We start from the raw sequence: 22,569 nt of genomic DNA, 5'->3' as shown, positions 1-22,569 counted from the left end.
TATGAAGAAATCAATGCTTTCCACGAAGCAATCGTATGCATTGTGTGCCATTGGCGTGCTTGTGCTGTTCGGCATTCTTGTTGCGGTATGTGAAACGGGCGCTATTTCCCTGTATGTCAAGGGTATTCTCATGACTTGCTGCATTGCGGTGATCATGACCACGTCGTTGAATCTGACGATCGGTGTGCTCGGACAGCTTACGCTCGGCTGCTGCGGTTTCGAGGCGATCGGCGCATATTCCGCCGCGTTGATGAGCAAGCTGCTGGTTGCCAACGGCGTTCAGATGGATGATACGGTGCGTTTCCTGCTGGTCACGTTCGTCGGCGGTGTGGTGGCATGTGTGTTCGGTGTGCTCGTCGGCATTCCGGCATTGCGTTTGCACGGCGATTATCTTGCGATTATCACGCTTGGTTTCGGTGAGATCATTCGTGTGATCATCCAGAATCTGAAAGTGGCCGGCGGCAAGGGACTTGCGGACGGCCAGCAGGGGCAGGCACTGATCGGCATCGACCGTCTCGCCAATCTGTATGTGGTGTTCTGTATCACCGTCGTGACCGTGGTGCTGTTGTTCATGTTCGCGCGTTCCCGTTATGGTCGTGCGGTCAAGGCGATTCGTGATGATGAGATCGCGGCTGGCGCTTCCGGCATCAACATCACCTATATGAAAGTGCTCGTTTTTGCGATTTCCGCGTTCTTCGCGGGTATTGCGGGTGGTATTTTCGCGCAATATATCGGTGCGCTCACGCCAAGCATGGCCGGTTGGCTGCAGTCGATCAATTACGTGATCATGGTGGTGTTCGGCGGTATGGGTTCGCTGACGGGTTCCATTGTCGCCGCGGTTGGTCTGACGATTTTGCCGGAATTGCTGCGTGCGTTCTCCGCATACCGCATGCTCGTGTATTCGGTGGTGCTGGTGATCATCATGGTGTTCCGTCCGCAGGGATTGTTCGGCAATTGGGAGTTCTCGCTGCCGAAATTCGTCAACAAGTGGTTCTATCCGGTACGCGTGAAGATGCACGGCAAATCGGGTGCGTCTCAATCGGCATCTAAGAAAACCAAGGAAACCGGCGAGACTACCGCATCTAGCGAAATCAACACATCCAGCGAAGACAAGGAGGTGCAGGCATGAGCGAGCCGATTCTGAAGGCCGAGCATCTCGGCATCACCTTCGGAGGCCTCAAAGCCGTATCCGACTTCAACATGACCATCAATGCGGGCGAACTTGTCGGTCTGATCGGGCCGAACGGCGCAGGCAAGACCACTGTGTTCAACCTGCTGACCGGCGTTTACCAGCCCACGGAAGGTGAGTTCTTCCTCGACGGCAAACGCATGAACGGCAAGAAAACGTATCAGGTCGTGCGTGCGGGAATCGCAAGAACCTTCCAAAACATTCGACTGTTCGATCAAATGACGGTCGAAGAGAACGTGCTTGTGGCGTTCAACGAATCCTTCACCTACCGGCTGGGCGGTGCGATCTTCCGCACGCCGACCTTCTGGAAGCAGGAACGCGACATGCATGCCAAAGCCATAGACCTGCTGCGTATTTTCGGACTGGAAGGATTGGCCGAAACCGAAGCCGCGAATCTGCCGTATGGAGCGCAACGTAAGCTGGAAATCGCACGAGCGTTGGCGACCGGCATGAAACTGCTGTTGCTTGACGAGCCTGCGGCAGGCATGAATCCTACGGAAACCGAGGATCTGCTGAACTGCATCAACACGATCCGCGACCGTTTCGGCATCGCCATTCTGCTGATCGAACATGATATGAGCCTGGTGATGAACGTGTGCCAGCGTATTCAAGTGCTTGATTACGGGCGTACCATCGCCTCCGGAACGCCAGAGGAAATCGCCAACAATCCGCAGGTCATCTCCGCATATCTTGGTGCGGACGATGCTGAAAACAATGCCGTCGAAACGTCTGAAACGACCGAAAGGAAAGACGCCTGATGCTGCAGATCAAGAATCTTTCCGTCTCCTACGGTGCCATCGAAGCGGTCAAAAACATCAGTCTGACGGTGAACGACGGCGAGATCGTGTCGCTGATCGGTGCGAACGGTGCTGGCAAAACCACGACATTGCATACCATCACAGGTCTTACTCCGGCGGTTTCCGGCGAGGTGCTGTTCAACGGCGTGGACCTGCTGAAAACGCCGAACAATAAGATCGTGACCCTCGGCATGGCGCATATTCCCGAAGGACGCCACGTGTTCACGCGCATGAGCGTGCAGGAAAACCTTGAAATGGGCGCGTTCAGTCTCAAAGACCGGTCTCACATGGCGGACGATCTTGCCATGGTGTTCGACATGTTCCCACGCCTGAAGGAACGCCGCAACCAGAAGGCGGGCACGCTTTCCGGCGGCGAACAGCAGATGCTGGCGATGGGCCGCGCCCTGATGAGCCACCCGAACACGATTCTGATGGACGAGCCGTCGATGGGTCTGTCTCCGAAACTCGTCAAAGAGATCTTCGCCATTATTCGCAAGCTGCACGATCAGGGCATTACCGTACTGCTGGTCGAACAGAACGCGAATATGGCCCTGTCGATCGCCGATCGTGCGTATGTGCTCGAAACCGGGCGCATCACCATGGAAGGCGACGCCAAGGAGCTGATGGACAACGAGCAGGTGCGCAAGGCGTATCTGGGCGCATAAGGTCAGTTTCAACGCAGTTGAAGAATCCTGCCTTACAATGGTGGGGTCAGCAAGCCGAAAAGGGAGGTGTCATGAGCGAGATTCGCGCTATTTCAGACGAATCCCTTGCCCAGGCTGTCGAAATCGTACGTGACGGCGGATTGATTGTGATTCCTACGGACACGGTCTACGGCGTTGCGTGCGATCCGCGCAACATTGAGGCGATCCGCAAGGTGTTCGCGGCGAAGCAACGCCCGAAATACAAGTCGTTGCAAGTGCTATTGCCGTCTATTGAAAGCATGGAGAAGCTGCATTTGGATCTGCCGGTGCCGCTGAACCGCCTGTCCGCCATGTTCATGCCGGGCGCGTTCTCTCCGATCGCCGTGGCCGATGACGATTGCACGCTCGCCACGGTACGTACCGATCCCGCCACCGGCAAGGTCACGCAGGGCGTGCGCATTCCGAATTCCACGGCCGCCTTGCGTGTGCTGCGCGCTACCGGACCGTTGGCCGCCACCAGTGCCAACCGTTCCGGCGATGAAAGCGCGCAAACCGTTGACGAGGCCGTGCAGGCGCTTGGCGATGCGGTTGATTTGTATTTGGACGGGGGAGCGACTCCCGGTCATGTGGCTTCCACGGTTGTGGCGGCTGACCCTCATGGGCGTGATGGCATTGCGATTCTTCGAGAGGGAGTGATTCACGAGCCGGTTATCCGAAAGGCCTTGACGTTGAATGGCGGTGCTTTGGGCGTATGAGAATCTATCTGTTCATTGCTGCGATTGCTGGCGGCGTCACCTATTTGATCACGCCGTTGATTCGCCATATCGCCATTGAGATCGGCGCCGTCGGCGAAGTGCGTGCGCGAGACGTGCATACCATTCCGACACCGCGACTGGGTGGTTTGGGCATGCTGATCGGTTTCACCGTGTCGATGCTGTTCGCATCCCGCATTCCGTTCATTCAAGGATTGTTCGCGCAATCGCAACAGGCGTGGGTGATTCTCGCCGGCGCCATTATGATCAGTCTGCTTGGCATGGCCGACGACTTGTGGGATCTTGATTGGATGCTCAAGCTTGCCGGTCAGCTGTTGATTTCCGTGTTCGTGGCATGGGGCGGTCTGCAGATCATTTCGCTTCCGCTTGGCTCGTTGGTGACGGCGTCGCCGAGCCTGTCGATGGCCATCACCGCGTTTTTGATCGTCGCGTCCATCAATGCGGTCAATTTCGTGGATGGGTTGGACGGTCTGTCGTCGGGCATTGTGGCGATCGGCGGCATCGCATTCGCCATTTATTCATACATCATCGCCCGCAACTCGCCTTCGTACGCTTCGATGGCGACATTGATCGACATTGCCATGGTCGGCATGTGCGTGGGCTTTTTGATGCACAACTGGCATCCGGCGAAGCTGTTCATGGGAGACTCCGGTTCCATGCTGCTCGGCTATTTGATCACGTGCGCGTCGATTGTGATGACGGGCCGCCTTGACCCGGCCAGTATTCATGCCAGCATTTACTTGCCGGTGTTCATGCCGATTCTGCTGCCGATTCTGGTATTGTTCCTGCCGATTCTCGACATGTGTCTTGCGATTGTGCGCCGCTTGCGCAAGGGACAGTCTCCGATGCATCCGGACCGCATGCACTTGCATCATCGCATGCTGCGCATCGGCCATTCCGTGCAGGGGGCTGTGCTGATTCTGTGGGGTTGGGCGGCACTGATCGCATTCGGCTCGATTATGACGCTGTTTTTCAAGGCCCAATACGTGCTTGTTGGATTCCTGATTGCGGCCGTGGTGCTGACCGTCGCCACCATGTATCCGTATGTGAAGCATAGGATTCCCGAGATGCTGGAGGAGGACGCTGCGGATGGCGGCAGACATGCGTCGGTGCGGTCGTCGAAGCGTCGGAAAAACTGATTAAACGCTTTGCCTTGCGGTATTAGTTAACTTTCATAACACCCTTGTTTGCCGCTTGTTCTGCCGTGTCGCGGTAAGTCAGCCCGCGTTCATATAGTGGGTCTATGGCTACAATTCCTGATATGAATGCAGATTCCACGTACGCTCCACTTCCTCCGATTTTCGCACAGCTTGGCCTCGCCTATGACGATGTGCTGCTGCTGCCGAACGAGACGGATGTCATTCCGTCCGAAGTGGACACCACCACCCATCTGACCCGCAACATCACGATGAAGGTCCCGGCGATCTCCGCCGCAATGGACACCGTCACCGAGTCCGACATGGCCATTGCCATGGCTCGTAATGGCGGCATCGGCGTGCTGCACCGCAATCTTTCCATCGACGACCAAGCCGCTCAGGTTGACATCGTCAAGCGCTCCGAATCCGGTATGATCAACGATCCGTTGACCGTCAGCCCGGATGTGACGCTGGCTGATCTCGACAAGCTGTGCGGCCGTTTCCATATCTCCGGCCTGCCGGTCGTTGACAACGACAACAAGCTCGTCGGCATCATCACCAACCGCGACATGCGTTTCATCGCCTCCGAGGATTACGACCGGCTCAAGGTTTCCGAGGTCATGACCCGCGAGAACCTCATCACCGGCCCGTCCAACATCTCCAAGGAAGACGCCCACGACCTGCTGGCCAAGCACAAGGTCGAGAAGCTGCCGCTGGTTGACGATGAAGGCCACCTCACCGGCTTGATCACCGTGAAGGACTTCGTGAAGACCGAGCAGTATCCGGACGCCACCAAGGACGAACAGGGTCGTCTGCGCGTTGCCGCCGGCATCGGCTTCCTGGGTGACGCCTACAACCGTGCTTCCGCTCTGATGGAAGCCGGCGTGGACGTGCTCGTGGTCGACACCGCCAACGGTGAGGCCAAGCTGGCTCTCGACATGATTCGCCGTCTGAAGTCCGATTCCGCGTTCAAGGGCGTTGACATCATCGGCGGTAACGTGGCTACCCGTCAGGGCGCTCAGGCCATGATCGACGCCGGTGTTGACGCAGTCAAGGTCGGCGTGGGCCCAGGCTCCATCTGCACCACCCGCGTGGTGGCCGGTGTCGGTGTGCCGCAGCTCACCGCAGTGTACGAGGCCGCTCAGGCCTGCCGTGCCGCTGGCGTGCCGTGCATCGCCGACGGTGGCATTCACTACTCCGGCGACATCGCCAAGGCTCTGGTTGCCGGTGCCTCCACCGTCATGCTCGGCGGCACCCTCGCAGGCTGCGAGGAAGCTCCGGGTGAGAAGGTGCTGCTGCACGGCAAGCAGTACAAGCTGTACCGTGGCATGGGCTCCCTCGGCGCCATGGCTCCGCGCGGCAAGAAGTCCTACTCCAAGGATCGCTACTTCCAGGCCGACGTCACCTCTAACGACAAGGTCGTTCCGGAAGGCGTTGAAGGCGAAGTGCCGTACCGCGGACCGCTGAACGCAGTGCTGTACCAGATGATCGGTGGCCTGCACCAGTCCATGTTCTACATCGGCGCTCACAACATCGCCGAAATGCCGGAACGTGGCCGTTTCATCCGTATCACCGACGCTGGCTTGCGCGAATCCCATCCGCATGACATCGTCATGACCGCCGAAGCTCCGAACTACTCCGGCCGCCAGTGATTGCTGAATTCCAGTAATCAAAATCGGTAAAAGCCTCTTACTTCTCGGAAAAGACCGAAAGTAAGAGGCTTTACTCATATCTGCAACGTGAATATTTATAACCGAACGTCGCCCTATCGCCAAGTAGCGGTATTGATTACGAAGCAAATCGCGAAAAACAAACGTGACTTCCCAGTGCGTGGGCCTTCCAATCTCCCTACCTCGCGGTATCTTCGAATGTTCAGCTGAAGCGTGCCAAGCGGTACGCGCACACGCAAAGGAAACGAGGCAAGATGGTTGACGCACATGACGGTGAAACATACACGGCGAAGGATTCACGCCTGATCTGGATCGATTGCGAAATGACCGGCTTGGATATTTTCCACGATGAACTGTGCGAGATCTCCGTGGTACCGACGGACTTCGACCTCAATGTGCTCGACGAAGGCATTGATTTCGTGATCAAGCCCTCCGATGCGGCCGTGGCCAATATGAACGATTTCGTGCGTGCCATGCACACCCGTTCCGGACTCATCAACGAATGGGAGAACGGCCTGAGCATCGAAGAGGCCGAACGGAAAGTCACCGAATACGTGGCCCGCTTCACCCCGGACGGCGTCAAGCCGCTGCTCGCAGGCAACTCCATCGGATCAGACAAAAAATTCCTCGACCGTTACATGCCGAATCTCATGGAACACCTGCACTACCGTGTAATCGACGTGAGCACGTTCAAAGAGCTTGCCCGCCGCTGGTATCCTGCCGTATACAACAACCGGCCGCCGAAGAACGGCGGACATCGCGCGCTCGCCGACATCATCGAATCCCTGGACGAACTGCGCTACTACCGTAAGGCGTTCATGGCAGCGGCGCCCGGTCCTGACGCAGCCGAAGCCAAGGCGATCGCCGATCAGATCGTGGCAACCAGCATTCTGAACAACAACTGATTCCACATATCGCACAATCGTTGGAAAATCTGATATTCCAACGAAAACATGGAAAGGACTCCAGTGAGCGCAGCCGATTGGACCAGCATCGAAATCCCGCAAGACATTCGCTTGGTGGTTGCCGATATGGACGGCACCCTGCTTGATGAGCATAGCGAGATTCCGCAAGGTTTCTGGCCGATGCTTGCCCGGTTGCGCTCACGAGGCGTTGAATTCGTGCCGGCATCCGGACGCCAGTACGCTACCTTGCGTGCCATGTTCGCCGATAAGGCGGCGCAGGTGCTTGACGGCGGCGAACTTTCGTATATCGCGGAAAACGGCAATGTCGTGGCCATTGACGGTAATATCGCCGAAGTGCACGGCGTCGATACCGATGTGACCCGCTGGACCATCGACACGGTGAACGCTTCTGCCGCGGCTGGCGAATACGATATGGGATTGGTGCTTTGTGGCCTGCGCACGGCATACGTGCAGCGCACGGACAAGCCGTTCCTTGATGAAGTCGGCAAATATTATGCGGCACTGGAGATTGTGGACGATCTGCATAGCGTGCTTGAAGATGTGATCGCATCAAACGGCGAAAGCGACACCATGCTCAAACTGGCGATTCTCGATTTCGACGATGCCGAAGCGATGGCCGCGGAAAAGCTGACGCCACTGAAGAACGATTATCAGGTGGTGGTTTCCGGCAAACTGTGGGTCGACATCATGAATGCTACAACCAATAAGAAACAGGGCGTCGAAGCGTTGCAGCGCGTGCTTGGCGTCACTGCGGCCCAAACGGCGGTATTTGGCGATTATCTCAATGATTTGCAGATGCTCTCGGCAGGGCAGTGGTCGTTCGCCATGGGCAATGCGCACCCCGCGTTGAAACAAGCCGCGCATTTTGTGGCTCCCAGCAATGCCGATCACGGGGTTCTTCAAGTTGTCGACAAGCTGATTGCGTAAGGAAGCCGTTTCTTCGAAATTGATGGTCGATTGAACAGGAAAGGCGGTGCGGCATGCGGCAGGCTGAGGCATTGGCGATTCTGCAAAGTGGCGCGAGCGTCTTCCTGACGGGTGCGCCGGGTGCGGGCAAGACCTACGTGCTCAATGAGTTCGTGCGTCAGGCCCGTGCCGAAGGTGCGGCGGTGTCGGTGACGGCGTCCACCGGTATCGCGGCCACGCATATCAACGGGCAGACCATTCATTCATGGAGCGGTGTCGGACTTGCCAACGCGCTCACCGACAATCTGATCAAAACCATACGTACCCGACGCAAACGTAAGCTGCAGGGCGCTGACATTCTCATCATCGACGAGGTTTCCATGTTGCATGCGTGGCTGTTCGACATGGTCGATCAGGTGTGCCGCATTATTCGACGTGACCAACGCCCGTTCGGAGGGCTTCAAGTGGTGCTGTCCGGCGATTTCTTCCAGCTTCCGCCAGTGAGTGTGGGTGGACGCAACCACGATTTGGTCACACCAAGCCCGGAATTCGTGGCTTCCCGCGAACGATATGCGAAAGCGGGACTCAATCCAGATGGTTTCGTCACCGAATCATTGGTATGGCGGGAATTGAATCCCGCAATCTGTTACCTGACCGAACAGCATCGTCAGGATGACGGCAGTCTGCTCACCGTATTGACCGATATTCGCAACGGTTGCGTGAACGACGACGATCGCAATGTGCTCCTCACCAGACTGGGCACAATCCCCGAACCTGGTCAACAGGCCGTCAATCTGTTTCCCGTCAACAAGCAGGCGGACACGCTCAACGACATGCGCCTGTTCGAAATCAACGAGGAGCCGCACGAATATTTCGCCGAAGCCGCAGGACCAGTCAATCTGGTGGAACGTTTGAAGAAGAACATGCTTGCCCCCGAACGTTTGCAGCTCAAAACCGGGGCTGCGGTGATGGCCGTACGCAACGACACCGACCACCAATTCGTGAACGGATCATTGGGTACCGTGCGCGGATTTGCCGCCGAAAACAAGGGCGGATGGCCGATCGTTGAATTTGAAAACGGCAATATCGTTACCATGAAGCCGAATTGCTGGGAAATGATGGACGGCGACACAGTGCTCGCCAGCGTCAACCAAGTGCCGTTGCGCTGCGCGTGGGCGATCACCATCCACAAATCGCAAGGTATGACGCTCGAGCGTGCGGTGATGGATTTGCGGCGCACCTTCGCGCCTGGCATGGGGTATGTGGCGCTGTCTCGCGTGGAAGGCCTGCAAGGCCTGTATTTGAACGGTGTGAACGAACGCATGTTCTTGGTTTCGCCCGATGCGGTGCGATTGGATGGTGAGTTGCGTCTCGCCTCGGCGCAGGCATCCGATATGTTGGCTCATGATGGCATCGCCGCGTTCCGGCAGAACATTGCCGTTCCCGACGGTGACGAGTTCGCGCAGGACGCGCTGTTCTAGTATGGCGATTGCCTTGTTTGACATGTATGATGATTTTTGGGATTCGACGGATATGACTGTTGTGTTCCGTCCGTGCGTTGCCATACGTCGGTGAACGGGTGGTTGGATTGGGCTTACGTCCCCTTGCCTGAGTAGTTTTGGGCATATGACTAAAGCACTTCGTATGTCCACCATGTTCCTGCGCACTCTGCGTGAGGATCCCGCCGATGCCGATGTCGTATCGGATAAGCTTCTGCAGCGCGCCTGCTACCTGCGCAAGGCCGCTCCGGGTATTTGGACCTGGCTGCCGCTGGGCCTGAATGTTCTGAACAAGATCGAAAACATCATCCGTGAGGAAATGGCTTCGATCGACGCCCAGGAAGTTCACTTCTCCGGTCTGCTGCCGCGTGAACCGTATGAGGCCACCCATCGTTGGGAAGAGTATGGCGACAACATCTTCCGTTTGAAGGATCGCCATGAGGCCGACTACCTGCTGGCGCCGACCCATGAGGAAATGTTCACCCTGCTGGTCAAGGACCTGTACTCCTCCTACAAGGATCTGCCGGTTACCCTCTACCAGATTCAGACCAAGTATCGTGACGAATTCCGTCCGCGTGCAGGCCTGATTCGTGGCCGTGAATTCATCATGAAGGATGCCTACTCCTTCACGCTTGACAAGGAAGGCCTTGTCAAGGCGTATATGGACGAGCGTGGCGCTTACGAGCGTATTTTCAACCGTCTCGATTTGAAGTATGTGCCGGTGCACGCCATGGCAGGTCCGATGGGTGGTTTCGAATCCGAAGAGTTCCTTGCCCCGATGGAAATCGGTGAAGATACCTTCGCACAGTCGCCGAGCGGCAAGGCTTGGAATGTTGAGGCGCTGACCACTCCGGAACCGGAATCCATCGACTTCAGCAACACTCCGGCCGCTGAAAAGCGCCCGACGCCGAATGCTGAAACCATCGATCAGATGGTTGAATTTGCCAACGCCAACCATCCGCGTTCCGATGGCCGCGCGTGGGAGGCCTCCGACATTCTGAAGAACGTGGTGATCGCCGTGATGCATCCGCAGGATGACGAGCATGACGAGCCGTGGCGCGAACTGGTGGTTGTCGGCGTGCCTGGCGATCGTACCGTTGACATGAAGCGTCTTGAAGCGCAGTTCACTCCGGCTGAAATCGAAGAGGCCACCGACGAGGATCTGAAGAAGCATCCGGAACTCGTCAAGGGCTATATTGGCCCGATGGCGTTTGGCCCGCAGGCTCGCGGCGGTGAAAAGGCTGAAAACGCCAACGAAACCGGCGAAGCGTTGCGTTACCTCATTGACGCGCATATCGCCCGCGGTTCTGCATGGTTCACCGGTGCCGATGAAGCCGGAGTCGACTACTACGATCTCGTGTACGGTCGTGACTTCGAAGCCGACGGCGTGGTGGAAGCCGTGCAGGTTCGCCACGGAGACATGAGCCCGGACGGTTCCGGCCCGCTGAGCTTCGAACGCGGTGTGGAAATCGGCCAGGTGTTCCAGCTCGGTTTGAAGTATTCCAACGCGCTCGGCCTGAAGGTGCTCGACCAGAACGGCAAGACCGTGCCGGTGTGGATGGGCTCCTACGGCATTGGCGTGTCTCGTGTGATGGCTTGTATCGCTGAAACCCACCATGACGAGAAGGGCTTGGCATGGCCGGCCATCATCGCTCCCGCCCAGGTGCATGTGGTGGCCACCGGCAAGGATGCGGCTGCATTCGAAGCCGCCGAGCAACTGATCGCCGATCTGGAAGCCAAGGGCATCGAAGTGATCTTCGATGACCGTAAGAAGGTTTCCCCGGGCGTCAAGTTCAAGGATGCCGAGCTTATCGGCGTGCCGCTGATCGCCGTCGCAGGCCGCGACACTGTCAACAATGGCACCATCGAAGTGCGTGATCGCAATGGCGAGAACGCCGAAGCCGTGCCTGTCGCCGACGCAGCCCGGGTGATTGCCGATCGTGTCGCCGCGCTGCTGAAGTAATAATCGTATTTTTTCTGATTATTTCACCATATAAACGGAAGATTATGGATATGCCATAATCTTCCGTTTTTTTATCTGGAAACAGGTAGGAGGAAGCATGATTGTGAGGAAAACATTTATGGGGAAAACAAACGAAAAACCATGCATATATCGGCAGTGCATTGCGGTGGATAAGTGAGATTTATCCACCGACTATCCACGACTCGCCCGAAACGGCGTCCTTTATCCACATTTGCCGGTTGCGCTTGTACCAGTATGGTCGAATCGGGGATAGTGGTTCTACCGCGGAAACGCAAGGAAGCGGAAAGGCGTGCAGAACCCCTCTCTCGCAACCCATTTCTCCGACTGCGCGTTGCTTTCGCACCTTCATCGGTGCTTTCCGCGGCCCCTTTATTACCAATGCGACAGAAAGGGCCGATCATGGCACAACAGCAAGCTCTCATCACCATCACCGGATATGTGGGCGCCAATCCCACGCAATTCAACAAGGATGGCATGCCCCATGCCAGTTCGTTCAGAATGGCGAGCACCAGACGGTATTTCGACAATCGCACACAGCAATGGAAGGATCTTCCCACCACATGGATCACGGTGAAAGCGTACCGGAACCTATCCGAGAACATCTGCCAATCTCTGAAGAAAGGCGAGCCGGTTATCGTGATGGGCGCGCTCGCCACGGAAACGTGGGCCGATCAGAACGGCAAACCGCAGTCACGCATAGTGCTGGAAGCCAGCGCCGCAGGGCACGACCTTAACCGGGGAGTTACCACGTTGCGTAAGTTCGTCAAGCTGAACGACCAGCACCAGCCGGAAGCGAAAGGAACGGAACCGCGTGTGGGAGCCGATCCGTTCGTCAGGCAGGGCAGTGTGGCGCCGGTCGAAATCGTGGTTCCCGAAGATGACGAAGCCGCCGAATTCTCGGGAGATACCGGGGAATTCGACGGCGACATATATTAGGCGGCACCGATGCCTTGCATGCTTGGCTCCGATTGCCAGCCGATGATGTGGTTTGTTACCAGATGCGCACGCGCTGATCGGGATCGAGCCACATGCCGTCCTCCGGCTTCACGTCGAACGCCTTGTAGAACAGATCCACGTTGCGTGCGATGCCGTTCGTGCGGCATTCGGCGGGGGAGTGCGGGTCGATCTGCAGATACTGCTCCGCCAGCTCGTCACGATTCTTGGTGCGCCAGATGGACGCGTAGCTGAGGAAGAAACGCTGCAAACCGGTGAAACCATCGATTTCCGGCGCTTCAGACAGCGAAGCTTCAATGGACTCCATGGAACCGTTCTTCTCACGGCCTGCCGCCTCGTCAAGAGCGAACGCATATGCTTTGAGCGCAATGTTCACGCCACTCAGGTCGCCGATGTTCTCGCCGATGGTCAAAGCGCCGTTCACATGTGGAGCCTGAGCTGGATCGTCGGCGTATTTTTCGGCAAGCTGCGTTGGCACGAACGCGTTGTACTGGTCGATGAGTTTCTGCGTGAGCTGCTCGAAATTGGCCTTGTCTTCTTCGGTCCACCAGTCGTTGAGCTTGCCGTCGCCGTCGTACTGGGCACCCTGATCGTCGAAGCCGTGGCCGATCTCATGGCCGATCACCGCTCCGATACCGCCATAGTTCGCGGCGTCTTCGGCGTTCGGATCGAAGAACGGCGGCTGCAGAATGGCGGCCGGGAACACGATCACGTTCATGGTCGGCTCATAATAGGCGTTCACCGTCTGCGGATTCATCAGCCATTCGTCCTTGTCGACGCTCTTGCCGACTTTGGCCAGCTGATAGCCGGTCTCATACAAGTTGGCGGCACGCATGTTCTCGGCAAAACCGGCATTCTCATGTACGTCAAGCGCGGAATAGTCACGCCAATGGTTCGTATAGCCGATCTTCGGCACGAACTTGGAGAGCTTCTCCAACGCCTTCTGCTTGGTTTCTTCGCCAAGCCAGGCGGAGTTGGAAATGGACACGCGGTAGGCATCGATCAGATTGCCGACCAGCTGTTCCATACGCTGCTTCGACGACTCGGGGAAGTGCCTCTTCACATATTCGCGGCCCACATCCTCGCCGCAAATGCCGTTGACCAGCGAAACGCCGCGCTTCCAACGCACACGCTGTTGCTTCTGACCAGACAACGTCTTGCCATAGAACTCGAAATTCGTCTCATCGAATTCGTGCGGCAACTCCAAGGTGGAGCCGATGATCACATGCACGCGTGCCCACAGCTTGAGATCGTCGAGATCCGCGGCCTTCCAGAATGCGTTAAGACCGGTGAGGAAGCTGGGCTCATGCACCACCACATGGTTGAAAATGCCTCGGAAATCAAGCGGCTGCACCTGAGCGGCGGAAGTCTGATCATATGCGGACTGCCAGGATTCGATCCATGTGTCGAGATCATAATCGGCGAGCATTCCGCTCAATTCCGCATAATCGGTGGGATTATAGGTCTTCACCGAATCACGGGTTGCCACATTGTCCCAATGGTTCGCGGCGATACGTGTCTCCACGTCGAGGAAACGCTGGGCTTGAGCTTCGGCCTGCTCGTCATCGGCGGCGAGCTTCGCATTCTTCAACTGCTTGGCCACCATATCGACGTATGCTTCACGAATCGGCGCATAATGGTCTTCACGGTAATACGCCTCATCGGGCAGTCCCAAGCCAGACTGTTCAATATGGATGATGTTGGTTTCGGGAGCGCCCGGATCGCCATACACGGCAATGCCGATCAGGTCAGGGCCGCTAGCCGGGTTCATCGCGCCCAAAGAGCGGGTGAGTTCAGCCTTGTCGGCAGCGACGTCAATAGCCTTCAACTGGTCTTCAATGGCCGCGAGTCCGGAAGCGTTGATGGCGTCGACGTCAAGGAAACTCGCATACAGGGCGTGGGACTTCTCGGCAGGGCAGTCGTCGTCTTCGAGAATCTCACGAATCTGGTTTTCGGCATCTTCGGCGAGCTTATCGAACGAACCATAACGGGAACGATCATCAGGAAGACGATACATGTCGATCCATGGGCCGTTGACATAGCGGAACAGATCTTGCGCAGGGCCGGTCACGGCGGAGAACGATGCCGGATCGATACCCGAATTCAAAGTGGTACTCATGGCTTCACACTATCCATCTTTGGTGACAAAACAGTGTATCTGAAACGAATAATCATCATTCCGCAACGGCATGCATAAGGTGAGATTTGCATAATCGTAAGAAAAGCCGGGGAGAGCCGAGCACTGTAGGGCGTACGAAGTAGGGTTAGAGGCATGATTGAACTGAAAACACCGAAAGAGATCGAAGAGATGAAGCCTGCCGGCCGTTTTGTCGGCGGCATTCTGCGCGATCTCAAGGAATTTACCAAAGTTGGTACCAATCTGCTGGAAATCGATGAATTCGTGCACAAGCGCATCGTCGATCGCAAGGGTGCCGAATCCTGCTATGTCGACTATGCTCCGGATTTCGGTACCGGCCCGTTCGCGCACTATATTTGCGTTTCCGTGAACGATGCCGTACTGCACGGCGTTCCGTTCGATTACAACCTGAAGGACGGCGATTTGGTCAGCCTCGATCTGGCGATCAACGTCGATGGCTGGGTTGCCGATTCCGCCATCAGCTTCGTGGTCGGCGAGCATAAGGATCCTGAGGATCTGCGCCTGATCAAGTGCACCGAAGAGGCGCTCGCGGCCGGTATTGCCGCTGCGCAGCCGGGCAACCGTTTGGGTGATGTTTCCGCGGCAGTCGGCGATGTGGCCCGCGAATACGGCTATCCGATCAATCTTGAATTCGGCGGCCATGGCGTCGGCCGTATTATGCACGGCGATCCGCATGTGCCGAACGATGGCCGCGCGCACCACGGCTACAAGCTGCGTCCGGGCCTGGTCATCGCCATCGAACCGTGGTTCCTCAAGACCACCGACGAAATCTACCAGGATCCGAAAGATGGTTGGACGCTGAAGAGCTCCGACGGTTCCCGTGGCGCGCATAGCGAACACACCATCGCCATCACCGACAACGGTCCGGTGATCCTCACCGTTCGCGACAAGTGATCAGACGGTAGCGTAAAACGCGGCAAAGCTCCAATACGACGGAGCGAAGCGTACGAAAAGAAGGCCGATGCCCACGATTATTCGGGCATCGGCCTTTTATATGCGTAATTTCGCGCGGAAATAGTCGAATTATTTGCCTTGCAGGAATGAAGTATCGGATGTCAATCGATTGATTTTGAGACGAAACCATGCTTGGAAACGCGCATGCCATATAGTGTTCGATACTTCCGAACGGTTAAGGAGCGTGCAAGTATGGCCACAGCCAATCTGAGTGTGGAATCCAAAGACTTCACCCTGCCGGTGGTCGAAGCCACGGCGGGTGCGGACGGCATCGTGGTGTCCACGCTGCGCAACGACGGCTGGGTCACACTCGACCCTGGTTTCCTGACGACTGCGCAATGCGAATCGAAAATCACGTACATCGACGGCAAGAACTCGATCCTGCGCTACCGCGGATACCCGATCGAGCAGTTGTGTGAGCAATCCGATTTCCTTGAGGTCGCCTGGTTGCTGCGTCATGGCGAACTGCCGAATCAGGAGCAGTACGACCGGTTCATTTCCGACATCAACCATCGCACGATGGTGGGTGAGGATTTCCGTACCTTCATGGGTTCTTTCCCACGCACCGCGCATCCGATGAGCGTGATGGCATCCGCGGTCAACGCGCTCGCCACCTTCTATCCGGACACTACTGATATCAATGATTCCGACCAGCTTGACGAGGCTGCGACCATCATTATGGCAAAGGCACGAACCATCGTCAGCTACATTTTCCGCCGTCGCCGCGATGAGCCGATGCTGTATCCGGATTATTCGCGCGGCTATGTCGACGATTTCCTGCGCATGTGCTTTGCGGTGCCGTACGAGCCGTTCGATTCCGACCCGCTGTACGTGCACGCGCTCGGACGCCTGCTGATCATTCATGCCGATCATGAGCAGAACTGCTCCACTTCCGTGGTACGTATCGCCGGTTCCGCCCACGCCAACCTGTATTCCGCGGTTGCGGCGGGCATCAACGCGCTGTCGGGCCCATTGCATGGTGGCGCGAATGAAGCGGTGCTCCGTCAGCTCAAAGCCATTCGCGATTCAGGCAAAACCGTCAAGGAATTCGTGGAAGACGCCAAAACCAGCGGTCAGCGTATTTCCGGACTCGGCCACCGCGTGTACAAGTCGTACGATCCGCGTGCCGCGATCGCCAAGAAGTATCTGCAGAAGATCATGGAACGCGCGGACACGTTGAAATTGCCTGCCGACGAGCGTGCGCTGTTCGACGTCGCCACGGAATTGGAGAAAATCGCGCTGAACGACGAGTATTTCGTGTCGCGTCACCTGTATCCGAATGTCGACTTCTACACAGGATTGATCTATCGCGCGATCGGGTTCGATCCGTCGATGTTCACCACATTGTTTGCATTGGGGCGCATTCCCGGTTGGATCGCGCAGTATCGTGAGATGCTTGCCGATCCGAACACCAAGATCGGTCGCCCACGTCAGGTGTACACCGGTTATACCGAACGTGATTACACTCCGATCGACCGTCGATAGTTGTTTTTTCGCTGTTTCATGGACTTGTGATGCTGTTCGCCAAGCCCTGCGGCTAAAGTATTGCACGGAAACATGCAAGTAATGCAATCACTGTTGTGAAGGAGCGAAGAATGACCGATCAGCGCACTGCGTGGGGTTGGGGTCTGGCCAGCGTGGACGCGGCCGGCAACACTTTGGACGTATGGTACCCGGAACTGAAGCTTGGCGAGGCTCCGGAGGAGGTGGCACGCCCGAACCATAATTTTGGCAATCTCGCCCATGAGGGCGTCGATGCGCGTGGCGTGCGCCGCATTCCGGTGTTCACGGTGTCGAAGCTTGACGAACCGATCGAAGACGCAGCCGACGCATACCTGCGTCTGCATCTGCTGAGCATGCGTCTCGCCAAGCCGAACACACTGAATCTGGACGGTATTTTCGCGGCCCTCAACAATGTGGTGTGGACCAACTATGGCCCGTTCGCGGTCGAGGATTTCGCGCTGCGCAAGCTTGACGTGATGGCCGTGGCCAACCAGTGCGTTCCGGGACTGCCGAAGGTTGACGTGAACGTGCTGTCGATCGACAAGTTCCCGCGCATGGTCGACTATGTGGTGCCGACCGGCGTGCGTATCGGCGACGCCGACCGCGTGCGTTTGGGTGCCCACCTTTCCGAAGGCACCACCGTCATGCATGCCGGCTTCGTGAACTTCAACGCCGGCACGCTCGGCGTTTCCATGGTGGAAGGCCGTGTTTCCCAGGGTGTTGTGGTCGGCAACGGTTCCGATATCGGCGGCGGCGCATCCATCATGGGCACCCTGTCCGGTGGCGGCAAGCTTAAGAACTCCATCGGCGAGCACTCCCTGCTTGGCGCGAACGCGGGCATCGGCATCTCCCTCGGCGACAACTGCGTGGTTGAAGCCGGTCTGTATGTGACCGCCGGCACCAAGGTGACCATCTACGACAAGGCCAAGGTCGCGGCGGGCGAACCGCTCGAAACCGTCAAGGGCGCCGATCTTTCCGGCAAAGACAACATCCTGTTCATCCGTAATTCCGTGTCCGGCCGTATCGAAGCGCGCTATCGCAAGACCGGCATCGAATTGAACGAAAAACTGCACAAGAACTAAATATCAAATATGAAAATCTCCCTCATTACCGTCGGCAAAGTCAAGGAACAATATCTGCGCGACGCCATCGCCGAATATTCGAAACGACTCAGCCGATACTGCAAGCTTGACATCGTCGAAGTGGCCGACGAGAAAACACCCGAGCATGCCAGTGAGGGAGTGGAACGGCAAATCAAAGCCAAGGAAGGCGAACGCATCGCCAAGCATATTCGCGACGATGCGTTCGTCATCGCGCTCGCCATCGAAGGCCAGCAGCTGACCAGTGAAGAACTTGCGCAGAAAATCGACGGTCTTGGAGTGCATGGCACCAGCCATATCCAACTCATCATCGGCGGATCGCTCGGACTTGACCCAACGATTGTGAAACGGGCCGACTACCTGCTGAGTTTTTCCAAAATGACTTTTCCTCATCAATTAATGCGCGTTATTCTGCTTGAACAGCTGTATCGTGCATGCAAAATCAATGCCGGCGAACCGTATCATAAATGACGTGCAATCAATGTCGCGTAATGCGTACACAGGTTTCGCGAATATGATATGGCAGGATTGCGATGCGGCAAAATATGGTGAGATCGCCGAAAGATAATAAGTAGAAGGCCTTGCCTATACTAGTACCCCGTGAGTGACTACAGAAGCGAACGCGAGCAGCGAGAACGCCGTCGCCGCACCATGGTGCGGGCGGTGTGCATCGTCATCGCTGCGGCGATGCTGCTGAGTCTGGTTATTCCTGCTATCTACGCAGGTCTTTGACGCCTTTGGTCCGGTATGATCCTCCCCGGACCTGCAATCCCATACGTAACGAGACTGGTTCGCGGCTCGGCAGGATGGGAACGAGTATGTGGGTACGTGGAAGAAGTTGAGGATTGTGCGAAAGCCGTATGAGGCTCCATGACAGAATATAAAGAACGCATAAAGAAATGTATGGTGTAAACGATGGCAGAATTTGATTTTTCCCAGGCAATCGGCGAGGCGCGCGCCAAATACGAGTCGATTTCCAAGGCGCTTGACGTCGACCGACTGACCGCGCAGGCCAAAGATCTTGAAGTTCAGGCGGCCGAACCGGGATTGTGGGACAATCCCGAAAACGCGCAGAAAGTGACCAGCAAACTGTCGGCAGTGCAGTCCCAGCTGAAGCGTCTCGCTTCCGCAAGCCAGCGCATCGACGACGTCGAAACGTTGGTGGAATTGGGTCAGGAGGAAGAAGACGCCGACACGTTGGCGGAAGCGCAGTCCGAAGTCGAAAGCATTCAGAACGATCTGGCCGACATGGAAATCCAGACCCTGCTCGACGGCGAATATGACGAACGTTCCGCAGTGGTGACCATCCGCTCCGGCGCGGGCGGTGTGGATGCCGCCGACTTCGCTCAGATGCTGCTGCGCATGTACCTGCGTTGGGCGGAGCGCAATGGGTATAAGGCCAAGGTCATGGACACCTCCTACGCCGAAGAGGCGGGCATCAAGTCCGCCACCTTCCAGGTGGATGCCCCTTATGCGTATGGTCGCATGAGCGTGGAAGGCGGCACCCACCGTTTGGTGCGTATCTCCCCGTTCGACAACCAAGGCCGTCGCCAAACCAGCTTCGCGGCAGTGGAAGTGGTGCCGCTCGTTGAGGCGACCGATCACATCGACGTGCCCGATTCCGAAATCCGCGTTGACACCTACTGCTCCTCCGGCCCTGGCGGTCAGGGCGTGAACACCACGTATTCCGCGGTGCGTATCACCCACATTCCGACCGGCATCGTGGTGACCATGCAGGACGAGCGCTCGCAGATCCAGAACCGTGCCGCTGCCATGGCCGTGCTGCAGTCCCGACTGTTGGTGCTGCGCCACGAAGAGGAAGCCAAGAAGAAGAAGGAGCTCGCCGGCGATATCAAGGCCAGCTGGGGTGACCAGATGCGTTCCTACGTGCTGCATCCGTACCAGATGGTCAAGGATCTGCGCACCGGCTATGAGACTTCGCAGACCCAGGCCGTGTTCGACGGCGATATCGACGCGTTCATTGAGGCCGGCATCCGTTGGCGTCATGAGCAGCGTCGCGCGGCGGCCGAAGAGGCGGACGCCTAAAAACCACGATTACCGTAATCAGAACAGCACATAGTGGAGGGGTACGACGATGGCGCTGATTTCGCTTGAACATGTGAGCAAGGTGTATCCGAAAGGCACCAGGCCTGCCTTGGATGACATCAATCTCGACATTGATCGAGGGGATTTCGTGTTCCTCGTGGGCGCTTCAGGTTCCGGCAAAACCACATTGCTGAGCCTGTTGCTGCGCGAGGAGGAGGTCACGGATGGCGAGATTCGCGTCGCAGGTAATGATTTGAGGCGCCTGTCGTCAAGGCAGGTGCCGCATTACCGTCGTTCCATCGGTTTTATCTTCCAGGATTACAAACTCCTCAACAACAAAACGGTATGGGAGAATGTGGCGTTCGCGCTTGAAGTGATTGGCACAAGCCGTTCCACCGTCAAATCGTTAGTGCCGAAAGTGCTGCAGACTGTCGGTCTCACCGGTAAGGAAAACAGCTATCCGCACGAGCTTTCCGGCGGTGAGGCACAGCGTGTGGCCATTGCGCGAGCGTATGTGAACCATCCGCAGATTCTGCTGGCCGACGAGCCTACTGGAAATCTCGATCCGACCACATCGCTGGGTATTATGGAAGTGCTGGACGCCATCAACCGCACTGGCACCACCATCGTCATGGCAACGCATAACGAGGAAATCGTCAACTCCATGCGCAAGCGTGTGGTCGAACTGCATACCGGCAAAATCGTGCGTGACGAGCAGCAGGGATCCTACGATTCCGCACTGTACTTCCCGGATGCCGAAGTCGAATCCAAATCGCATCAGGCGTTGAACGGCGGCGACGTCGACTCGAAATATCGTGCGCCGGGCGCGCTTGAAATGTCTGATTTTTCCGATGAGGCGGTGGACGTGGAAGGCGCGACGCGAGCCGAAACCGCGGCGAACGCGGTTGATGCCGTAGCTGCGGCCATCCACAGCGGCAATGGTGATGCGGGCATCGCGCGTCTCGCCAATTCCGTGCATTCCGGTCGCACCGGTCGTTATGGCGAGGCGTTCGCTCCGGTGGAGACTACGCTGACCTGGGGCAAGGGACTGAAACTTGAGGATCTTGCCGAACAGGAGCATGCCGATTCGGCTGCACGTTCGCAGACCGAAGCCAATGCCGACGCGACTGGCTCTTCGCCTGATACAGGTATGGAATCAAGCAAAGCGGCTGAAAACGAGCAATCCGCGGAGCCAACGGTTCCCGCTCCTCCGGCACTGCCGATGCCTCCCGCTCCGCCCGCGCCTCCGGCTCCTCCGGCAGCGCCCGCCGCGACTGCCGGTGGCGAGGCGAAATCCGTCGAACAATCCGATGAACAGCATGAAACGTCCGAAAGCAAGGAGAACGACTGATGCGTTTGCGTTTCATTCTTTCCGAAACCTGGAGCAGCCTCAAGCGCAACGTGCCCATGTTGCTTTCAGTGATGCTCGTTACATTCATCTCGTTTCTGTTTATCGGCGCATCGGTGCTCACTCAGGCGCAGATCACCAAAGCCAAAGGCGATTGGTATTCCAAGGTTGAAGTGGTGGTGTGGATGTGTCCCGATGGCACCAGCCAATCCGTGAACTGCACCGCGGGAACCGCGGCAACGCAGACTCAGATCAATGACTTGCAGAAAACCATTCGCAACGAGCTTGCCGATGATGTATCGCAAATCACTTTTGTAAGCAAGGAAGATTTCTACAACGACACTTTCCTCAAACAATATCCGAACGGTGAATATCAGGGGCGTACACTCACTGCCGACGATATGCAGGATTCATTGTGGCTGAAACTGAAGAATCCTGAGAAATATCAAGTCGTTTCCGAAGTGCTTTCTGGCAAGGAGGGCGTCGATACTGTCAGTGATCAACGGCAGATTTTTGAGCCGGTGTTCGCAGTGCTGAATCGTGCGACCATTGCAACCGCCGCATTGGCCGCGGTGATGGTGGTCGTCGCCATTATGCTGACCGGTACCACAATTCGCATGTCTGCTGCGTCACGTCGAACCGAAACGGAGATCATGCGTTTGGTGGGTGCTTCGAATTGGACCATTCGGCTGCCATTCATTCTTGAAGGGGCGATCGCATCAATGGTCGGTTCCTTGCTTTCCTGCGTCACTTTATCGGCATTGGTGAAGGTATTTATCACTGATTGGCTTGCAGCCTCCGTGAAATGGATTCCATATGTGAATCAGATGACGGTATTGTGGATTTCGCCGATTTTGGTTGCAGGAGCGGTGCTGTTGTCGGTGATTGCATCCACAGTGTCGTTGCATAGGTATTTGAAAGCCTGAGAACATTCCGTTTTGTACGGATTGGATACGTTTATCTGTGTCGCGTTTTAAGCATG

The 22,569-nt window shown here is 56.8% G+C and carries 20 protein-coding genes; 19 read left to right on the top strand and 1 reads right to left on the bottom strand.

Annotated features, from left to right (window positions below):
• Position 1 precedes the first annotated feature (1 nt).
• The 11 genes from KSY55_RS00150 (at position 2) to KSY55_RS00100 (ending at position 12,460) form a co-directional block, all read left to right on the top strand.
• Positions 2 to 1,129: a branched-chain amino acid ABC transporter permease gene (locus KSY55_RS00150; protein ID WP_065440625.1), complete on the top strand. Its 1,128-nt coding sequence runs from the start codon at positions 2 to 4 to the stop codon at positions 1,127 to 1,129.
• Entirely contained in the window at positions 1,126 to 1,947 is an 822-nt protein-coding gene (locus KSY55_RS00145) for an ABC transporter ATP-binding protein (protein WP_034880767.1), read from the top strand. The genes KSY55_RS00150 and KSY55_RS00145 overlap by 4 nt, the downstream gene beginning before the upstream one ends.
• Entirely contained in the window at positions 1,947 to 2,651 is a 705-nt protein-coding gene (locus KSY55_RS00140) for an ABC transporter ATP-binding protein (protein WP_022245065.1), read from the top strand. Before KSY55_RS00145 ends, KSY55_RS00140 begins: the two co-directional genes overlap by 1 nt.
• A 71-nt stretch (positions 2,652 to 2,722) precedes the next feature.
• Entirely contained in the window at positions 2,723 to 3,385 is a 663-nt protein-coding gene (locus KSY55_RS00135) for an L-threonylcarbamoyladenylate synthase (protein WP_034880765.1), read from the top strand.
• A complete protein-coding gene (locus KSY55_RS00130; RefSeq protein ID WP_004219742.1) occupies positions 3,382 to 4,542 on the top strand; it encodes an MraY family glycosyltransferase in 1,161 nt (386 codons plus the stop codon). The genes KSY55_RS00135 and KSY55_RS00130 overlap by 4 nt, the downstream gene beginning before the upstream one ends.
• Before the next feature lie 104 nt (positions 4,543 to 4,646).
• A complete protein-coding gene (gene guaB, locus KSY55_RS00125; protein ID WP_004219739.1) occupies positions 4,647 to 6,191 on the top strand; it encodes an IMP dehydrogenase in 1,545 nt (514 codons plus the stop codon).
• A 272-nt stretch (positions 6,192 to 6,463) separates the two neighbouring features.
• Positions 6,464 to 7,114 carry an oligoribonuclease gene (gene orn / locus KSY55_RS00120; RefSeq protein ID WP_217749405.1) on the top strand — a complete coding sequence of 217 codons (651 nt, stop codon included), beginning with the start codon at positions 6,464 to 6,466 and terminating at the stop codon, positions 7,112 to 7,114.
• A 63-nt stretch (positions 7,115 to 7,177) separates the two neighbouring features.
• Positions 7,178 to 8,062: a Cof-type HAD-IIB family hydrolase gene (locus KSY55_RS00115; RefSeq protein WP_022245062.1), complete on the top strand. Its 885-nt coding sequence runs from the start codon at positions 7,178 to 7,180 to the stop codon at positions 8,060 to 8,062.
• A gap of 53 nt (positions 8,063 to 8,115) precedes the next feature.
• Positions 8,116 to 9,522 carry a PIF1 family DEAD/DEAH box helicase gene (locus KSY55_RS00110; RefSeq protein WP_004219734.1) on the top strand — a complete coding sequence of 469 codons (1,407 nt, stop codon included), beginning with the start codon at positions 8,116 to 8,118 and terminating at the stop codon, positions 9,520 to 9,522.
• A gap of 145 nt (positions 9,523 to 9,667) precedes the next feature.
• A complete protein-coding gene (locus KSY55_RS00105; protein ID WP_117754491.1) occupies positions 9,668 to 11,503 on the top strand; it encodes a proline--tRNA ligase in 1,836 nt (611 codons plus the stop codon).
• A 420-nt stretch (positions 11,504 to 11,923) separates the two neighbouring features.
• The gene (locus KSY55_RS00100) at positions 11,924 to 12,460 is read left to right on the top strand and encodes a single-stranded DNA-binding protein (RefSeq protein WP_254881816.1); all 537 of its coding nucleotides are present in this window, start codon (positions 11,924 to 11,926) and stop codon (positions 12,458 to 12,460) included.
• Between the two features lie 55 nt (positions 12,461 to 12,515).
• Here the strand turns inward: KSY55_RS00100 and KSY55_RS00095 are convergent, their stop codons facing one another.
• The gene (locus KSY55_RS00095) at positions 12,516 to 14,597 is read right to left on the bottom strand and encodes a M13 family metallopeptidase (protein ID WP_217749403.1); all 2,082 of its coding nucleotides are present in this window, start codon (positions 14,595 to 14,597) and stop codon (positions 12,516 to 12,518) included.
• A 153-nt stretch (positions 14,598 to 14,750) separates the two neighbouring features.
• On the opposite strand from KSY55_RS00095, the gene map reads away from it, so the two are divergent.
• The 8 genes from map (at position 14,751) to ftsX (ending at position 22,513) form a co-directional block, all read left to right on the top strand.
• Positions 14,751 to 15,530 carry a type I methionyl aminopeptidase gene (gene map / locus KSY55_RS00090; protein ID WP_004219722.1) on the top strand — a complete coding sequence of 260 codons (780 nt, stop codon included), beginning with the start codon at positions 14,751 to 14,753 and terminating at the stop codon, positions 15,528 to 15,530.
• A 252-nt stretch (positions 15,531 to 15,782) separates the two neighbouring features.
• Complete coding sequence (locus KSY55_RS00085; protein ID WP_004219718.1) at positions 15,783 to 17,075, top strand: citrate synthase; 1,293 nt, start codon at positions 15,783 to 15,785, stop codon at positions 17,073 to 17,075.
• Positions 17,076 to 17,185: 110 nt separating this feature from the next.
• Positions 17,186 to 18,175, top strand: coding sequence for a 2,3,4,5-tetrahydropyridine-2,6-dicarboxylate N-succinyltransferase (gene dapD, locus KSY55_RS00080; protein WP_195938410.1), 990 nt, complete (start codon positions 17,186 to 17,188; stop codon positions 18,173 to 18,175).
• Between the two features lie 9 nt (positions 18,176 to 18,184).
• Entirely contained in the window at positions 18,185 to 18,664 is a 480-nt protein-coding gene (rlmH, locus tag KSY55_RS00075; RefSeq protein ID WP_004219713.1) for a 23S rRNA (pseudouridine(1915)-N(3))-methyltransferase RlmH, read from the top strand.
• A gap of 129 nt (positions 18,665 to 18,793) precedes the next feature.
• Positions 18,794 to 18,925 (top strand): hypothetical protein, encoded by a 132-nt coding sequence (locus KSY55_RS09210; RefSeq protein ID WP_004219712.1) that lies wholly within the window; start codon positions 18,794 to 18,796, stop codon positions 18,923 to 18,925.
• A 183-nt stretch (positions 18,926 to 19,108) separates the two neighbouring features.
• Positions 19,109 to 20,239 carry a peptide chain release factor 2 gene (prfB, locus tag KSY55_RS00070; RefSeq protein ID WP_004219711.1) on the top strand — a complete coding sequence of 377 codons (1,131 nt, stop codon included), beginning with the start codon at positions 19,109 to 19,111 and terminating at the stop codon, positions 20,237 to 20,239.
• A 49-nt stretch (positions 20,240 to 20,288) separates the two neighbouring features.
• Positions 20,289 to 21,590 (top strand): cell division ATP-binding protein FtsE, encoded by a 1,302-nt coding sequence (ftsE, locus tag KSY55_RS00065; protein WP_217749402.1) that lies wholly within the window; start codon positions 20,289 to 20,291, stop codon positions 21,588 to 21,590.
• Positions 21,590 to 22,513 (top strand): permease-like cell division protein FtsX, encoded by a 924-nt coding sequence (gene ftsX, locus KSY55_RS00060; RefSeq protein ID WP_034880752.1) that lies wholly within the window; start codon positions 21,590 to 21,592, stop codon positions 22,511 to 22,513. The genes ftsE and ftsX overlap by 1 nt, the downstream gene beginning before the upstream one ends.
• Positions 22,514 to 22,569: the final 56 nt, after the last annotated feature.

Source organism: Bifidobacterium sp. MSK.13.1, assembly GCF_019131435.1.
Lineage (GTDB): Bacteria > Actinomycetota > Actinomycetes > Actinomycetales > Bifidobacteriaceae > Bifidobacterium > Bifidobacterium pseudocatenulatum.
Note: the sequence above shows the minus strand (reverse complement) of the source record. Positions and strands in the feature narration are given on the sequence as shown.

Bases quoted from the DNA above. Each gene is read 5' to 3' on its own strand.
- ftsE (WP_217749402.1), top strand. From the start codon at position 20,289: ATGGCGCTGATTTCGCTTGAACATGTGAGCAAGGTGTATCCGAAAGGC.
- KSY55_RS00135 (WP_034880765.1), top strand. From the start codon at position 2,723: ATGAGCGAGATTCGCGCTATTTCAGACGAATCCCTTGCCCAGGCTGTC.
- KSY55_RS00110 (WP_004219734.1), top strand. From the start codon at position 8,116: ATGCGGCAGGCTGAGGCATTGGCGATTCTGCAAAGTGGCGCGAGCGTC.
- prfB (WP_004219711.1), top strand. From the start codon at position 19,109: ATGGCAGAATTTGATTTTTCCCAGGCAATCGGCGAGGCGCGCGCCAAA.
- guaB (WP_004219739.1), top strand. From the start codon at position 4,647: ATGGCTACAATTCCTGATATGAATGCAGATTCCACGTACGCTCCACTT.
- KSY55_RS00095 (WP_217749403.1), bottom strand. From the start codon at position 14,597: ATGAGTACCACTTTGAATTCGGGTATCGATCCGGCATCGTTCTCCGCC.
- orn (WP_217749405.1), top strand. From the start codon at position 6,464: ATGGTTGACGCACATGACGGTGAAACATACACGGCGAAGGATTCACGC.
- map (WP_004219722.1), top strand. From the start codon at position 14,751: ATGATTGAACTGAAAACACCGAAAGAGATCGAAGAGATGAAGCCTGCC.
- KSY55_RS00100 (WP_254881816.1), top strand. From the start codon at position 11,924: ATGGCACAACAGCAAGCTCTCATCACCATCACCGGATATGTGGGCGCC.
- KSY55_RS00150 (WP_065440625.1), top strand. From the start codon at position 2: ATGAAGAAATCAATGCTTTCCACGAAGCAATCGTATGCATTGTGTGCC.
- KSY55_RS00105 (WP_117754491.1), top strand. From the start codon at position 9,668: ATGACTAAAGCACTTCGTATGTCCACCATGTTCCTGCGCACTCTGCGT.
- KSY55_RS00140 (WP_022245065.1), top strand. From the start codon at position 1,947: ATGCTGCAGATCAAGAATCTTTCCGTCTCCTACGGTGCCATCGAAGCG.
- dapD (WP_195938410.1), top strand. From the start codon at position 17,186: ATGACCGATCAGCGCACTGCGTGGGGTTGGGGTCTGGCCAGCGTGGAC.
- KSY55_RS00145 (WP_034880767.1), top strand. From the start codon at position 1,126: ATGAGCGAGCCGATTCTGAAGGCCGAGCATCTCGGCATCACCTTCGGA.
- KSY55_RS00130 (WP_004219742.1), top strand. From the start codon at position 3,382: ATGAGAATCTATCTGTTCATTGCTGCGATTGCTGGCGGCGTCACCTAT.
- rlmH (WP_004219713.1), top strand. From the start codon at position 18,185: ATGAAAATCTCCCTCATTACCGTCGGCAAAGTCAAGGAACAATATCTG.
- ftsX (WP_034880752.1), top strand. From the start codon at position 21,590: ATGCGTTTGCGTTTCATTCTTTCCGAAACCTGGAGCAGCCTCAAGCGC.
- KSY55_RS00085 (WP_004219718.1), top strand. From the start codon at position 15,783: ATGGCCACAGCCAATCTGAGTGTGGAATCCAAAGACTTCACCCTGCCG.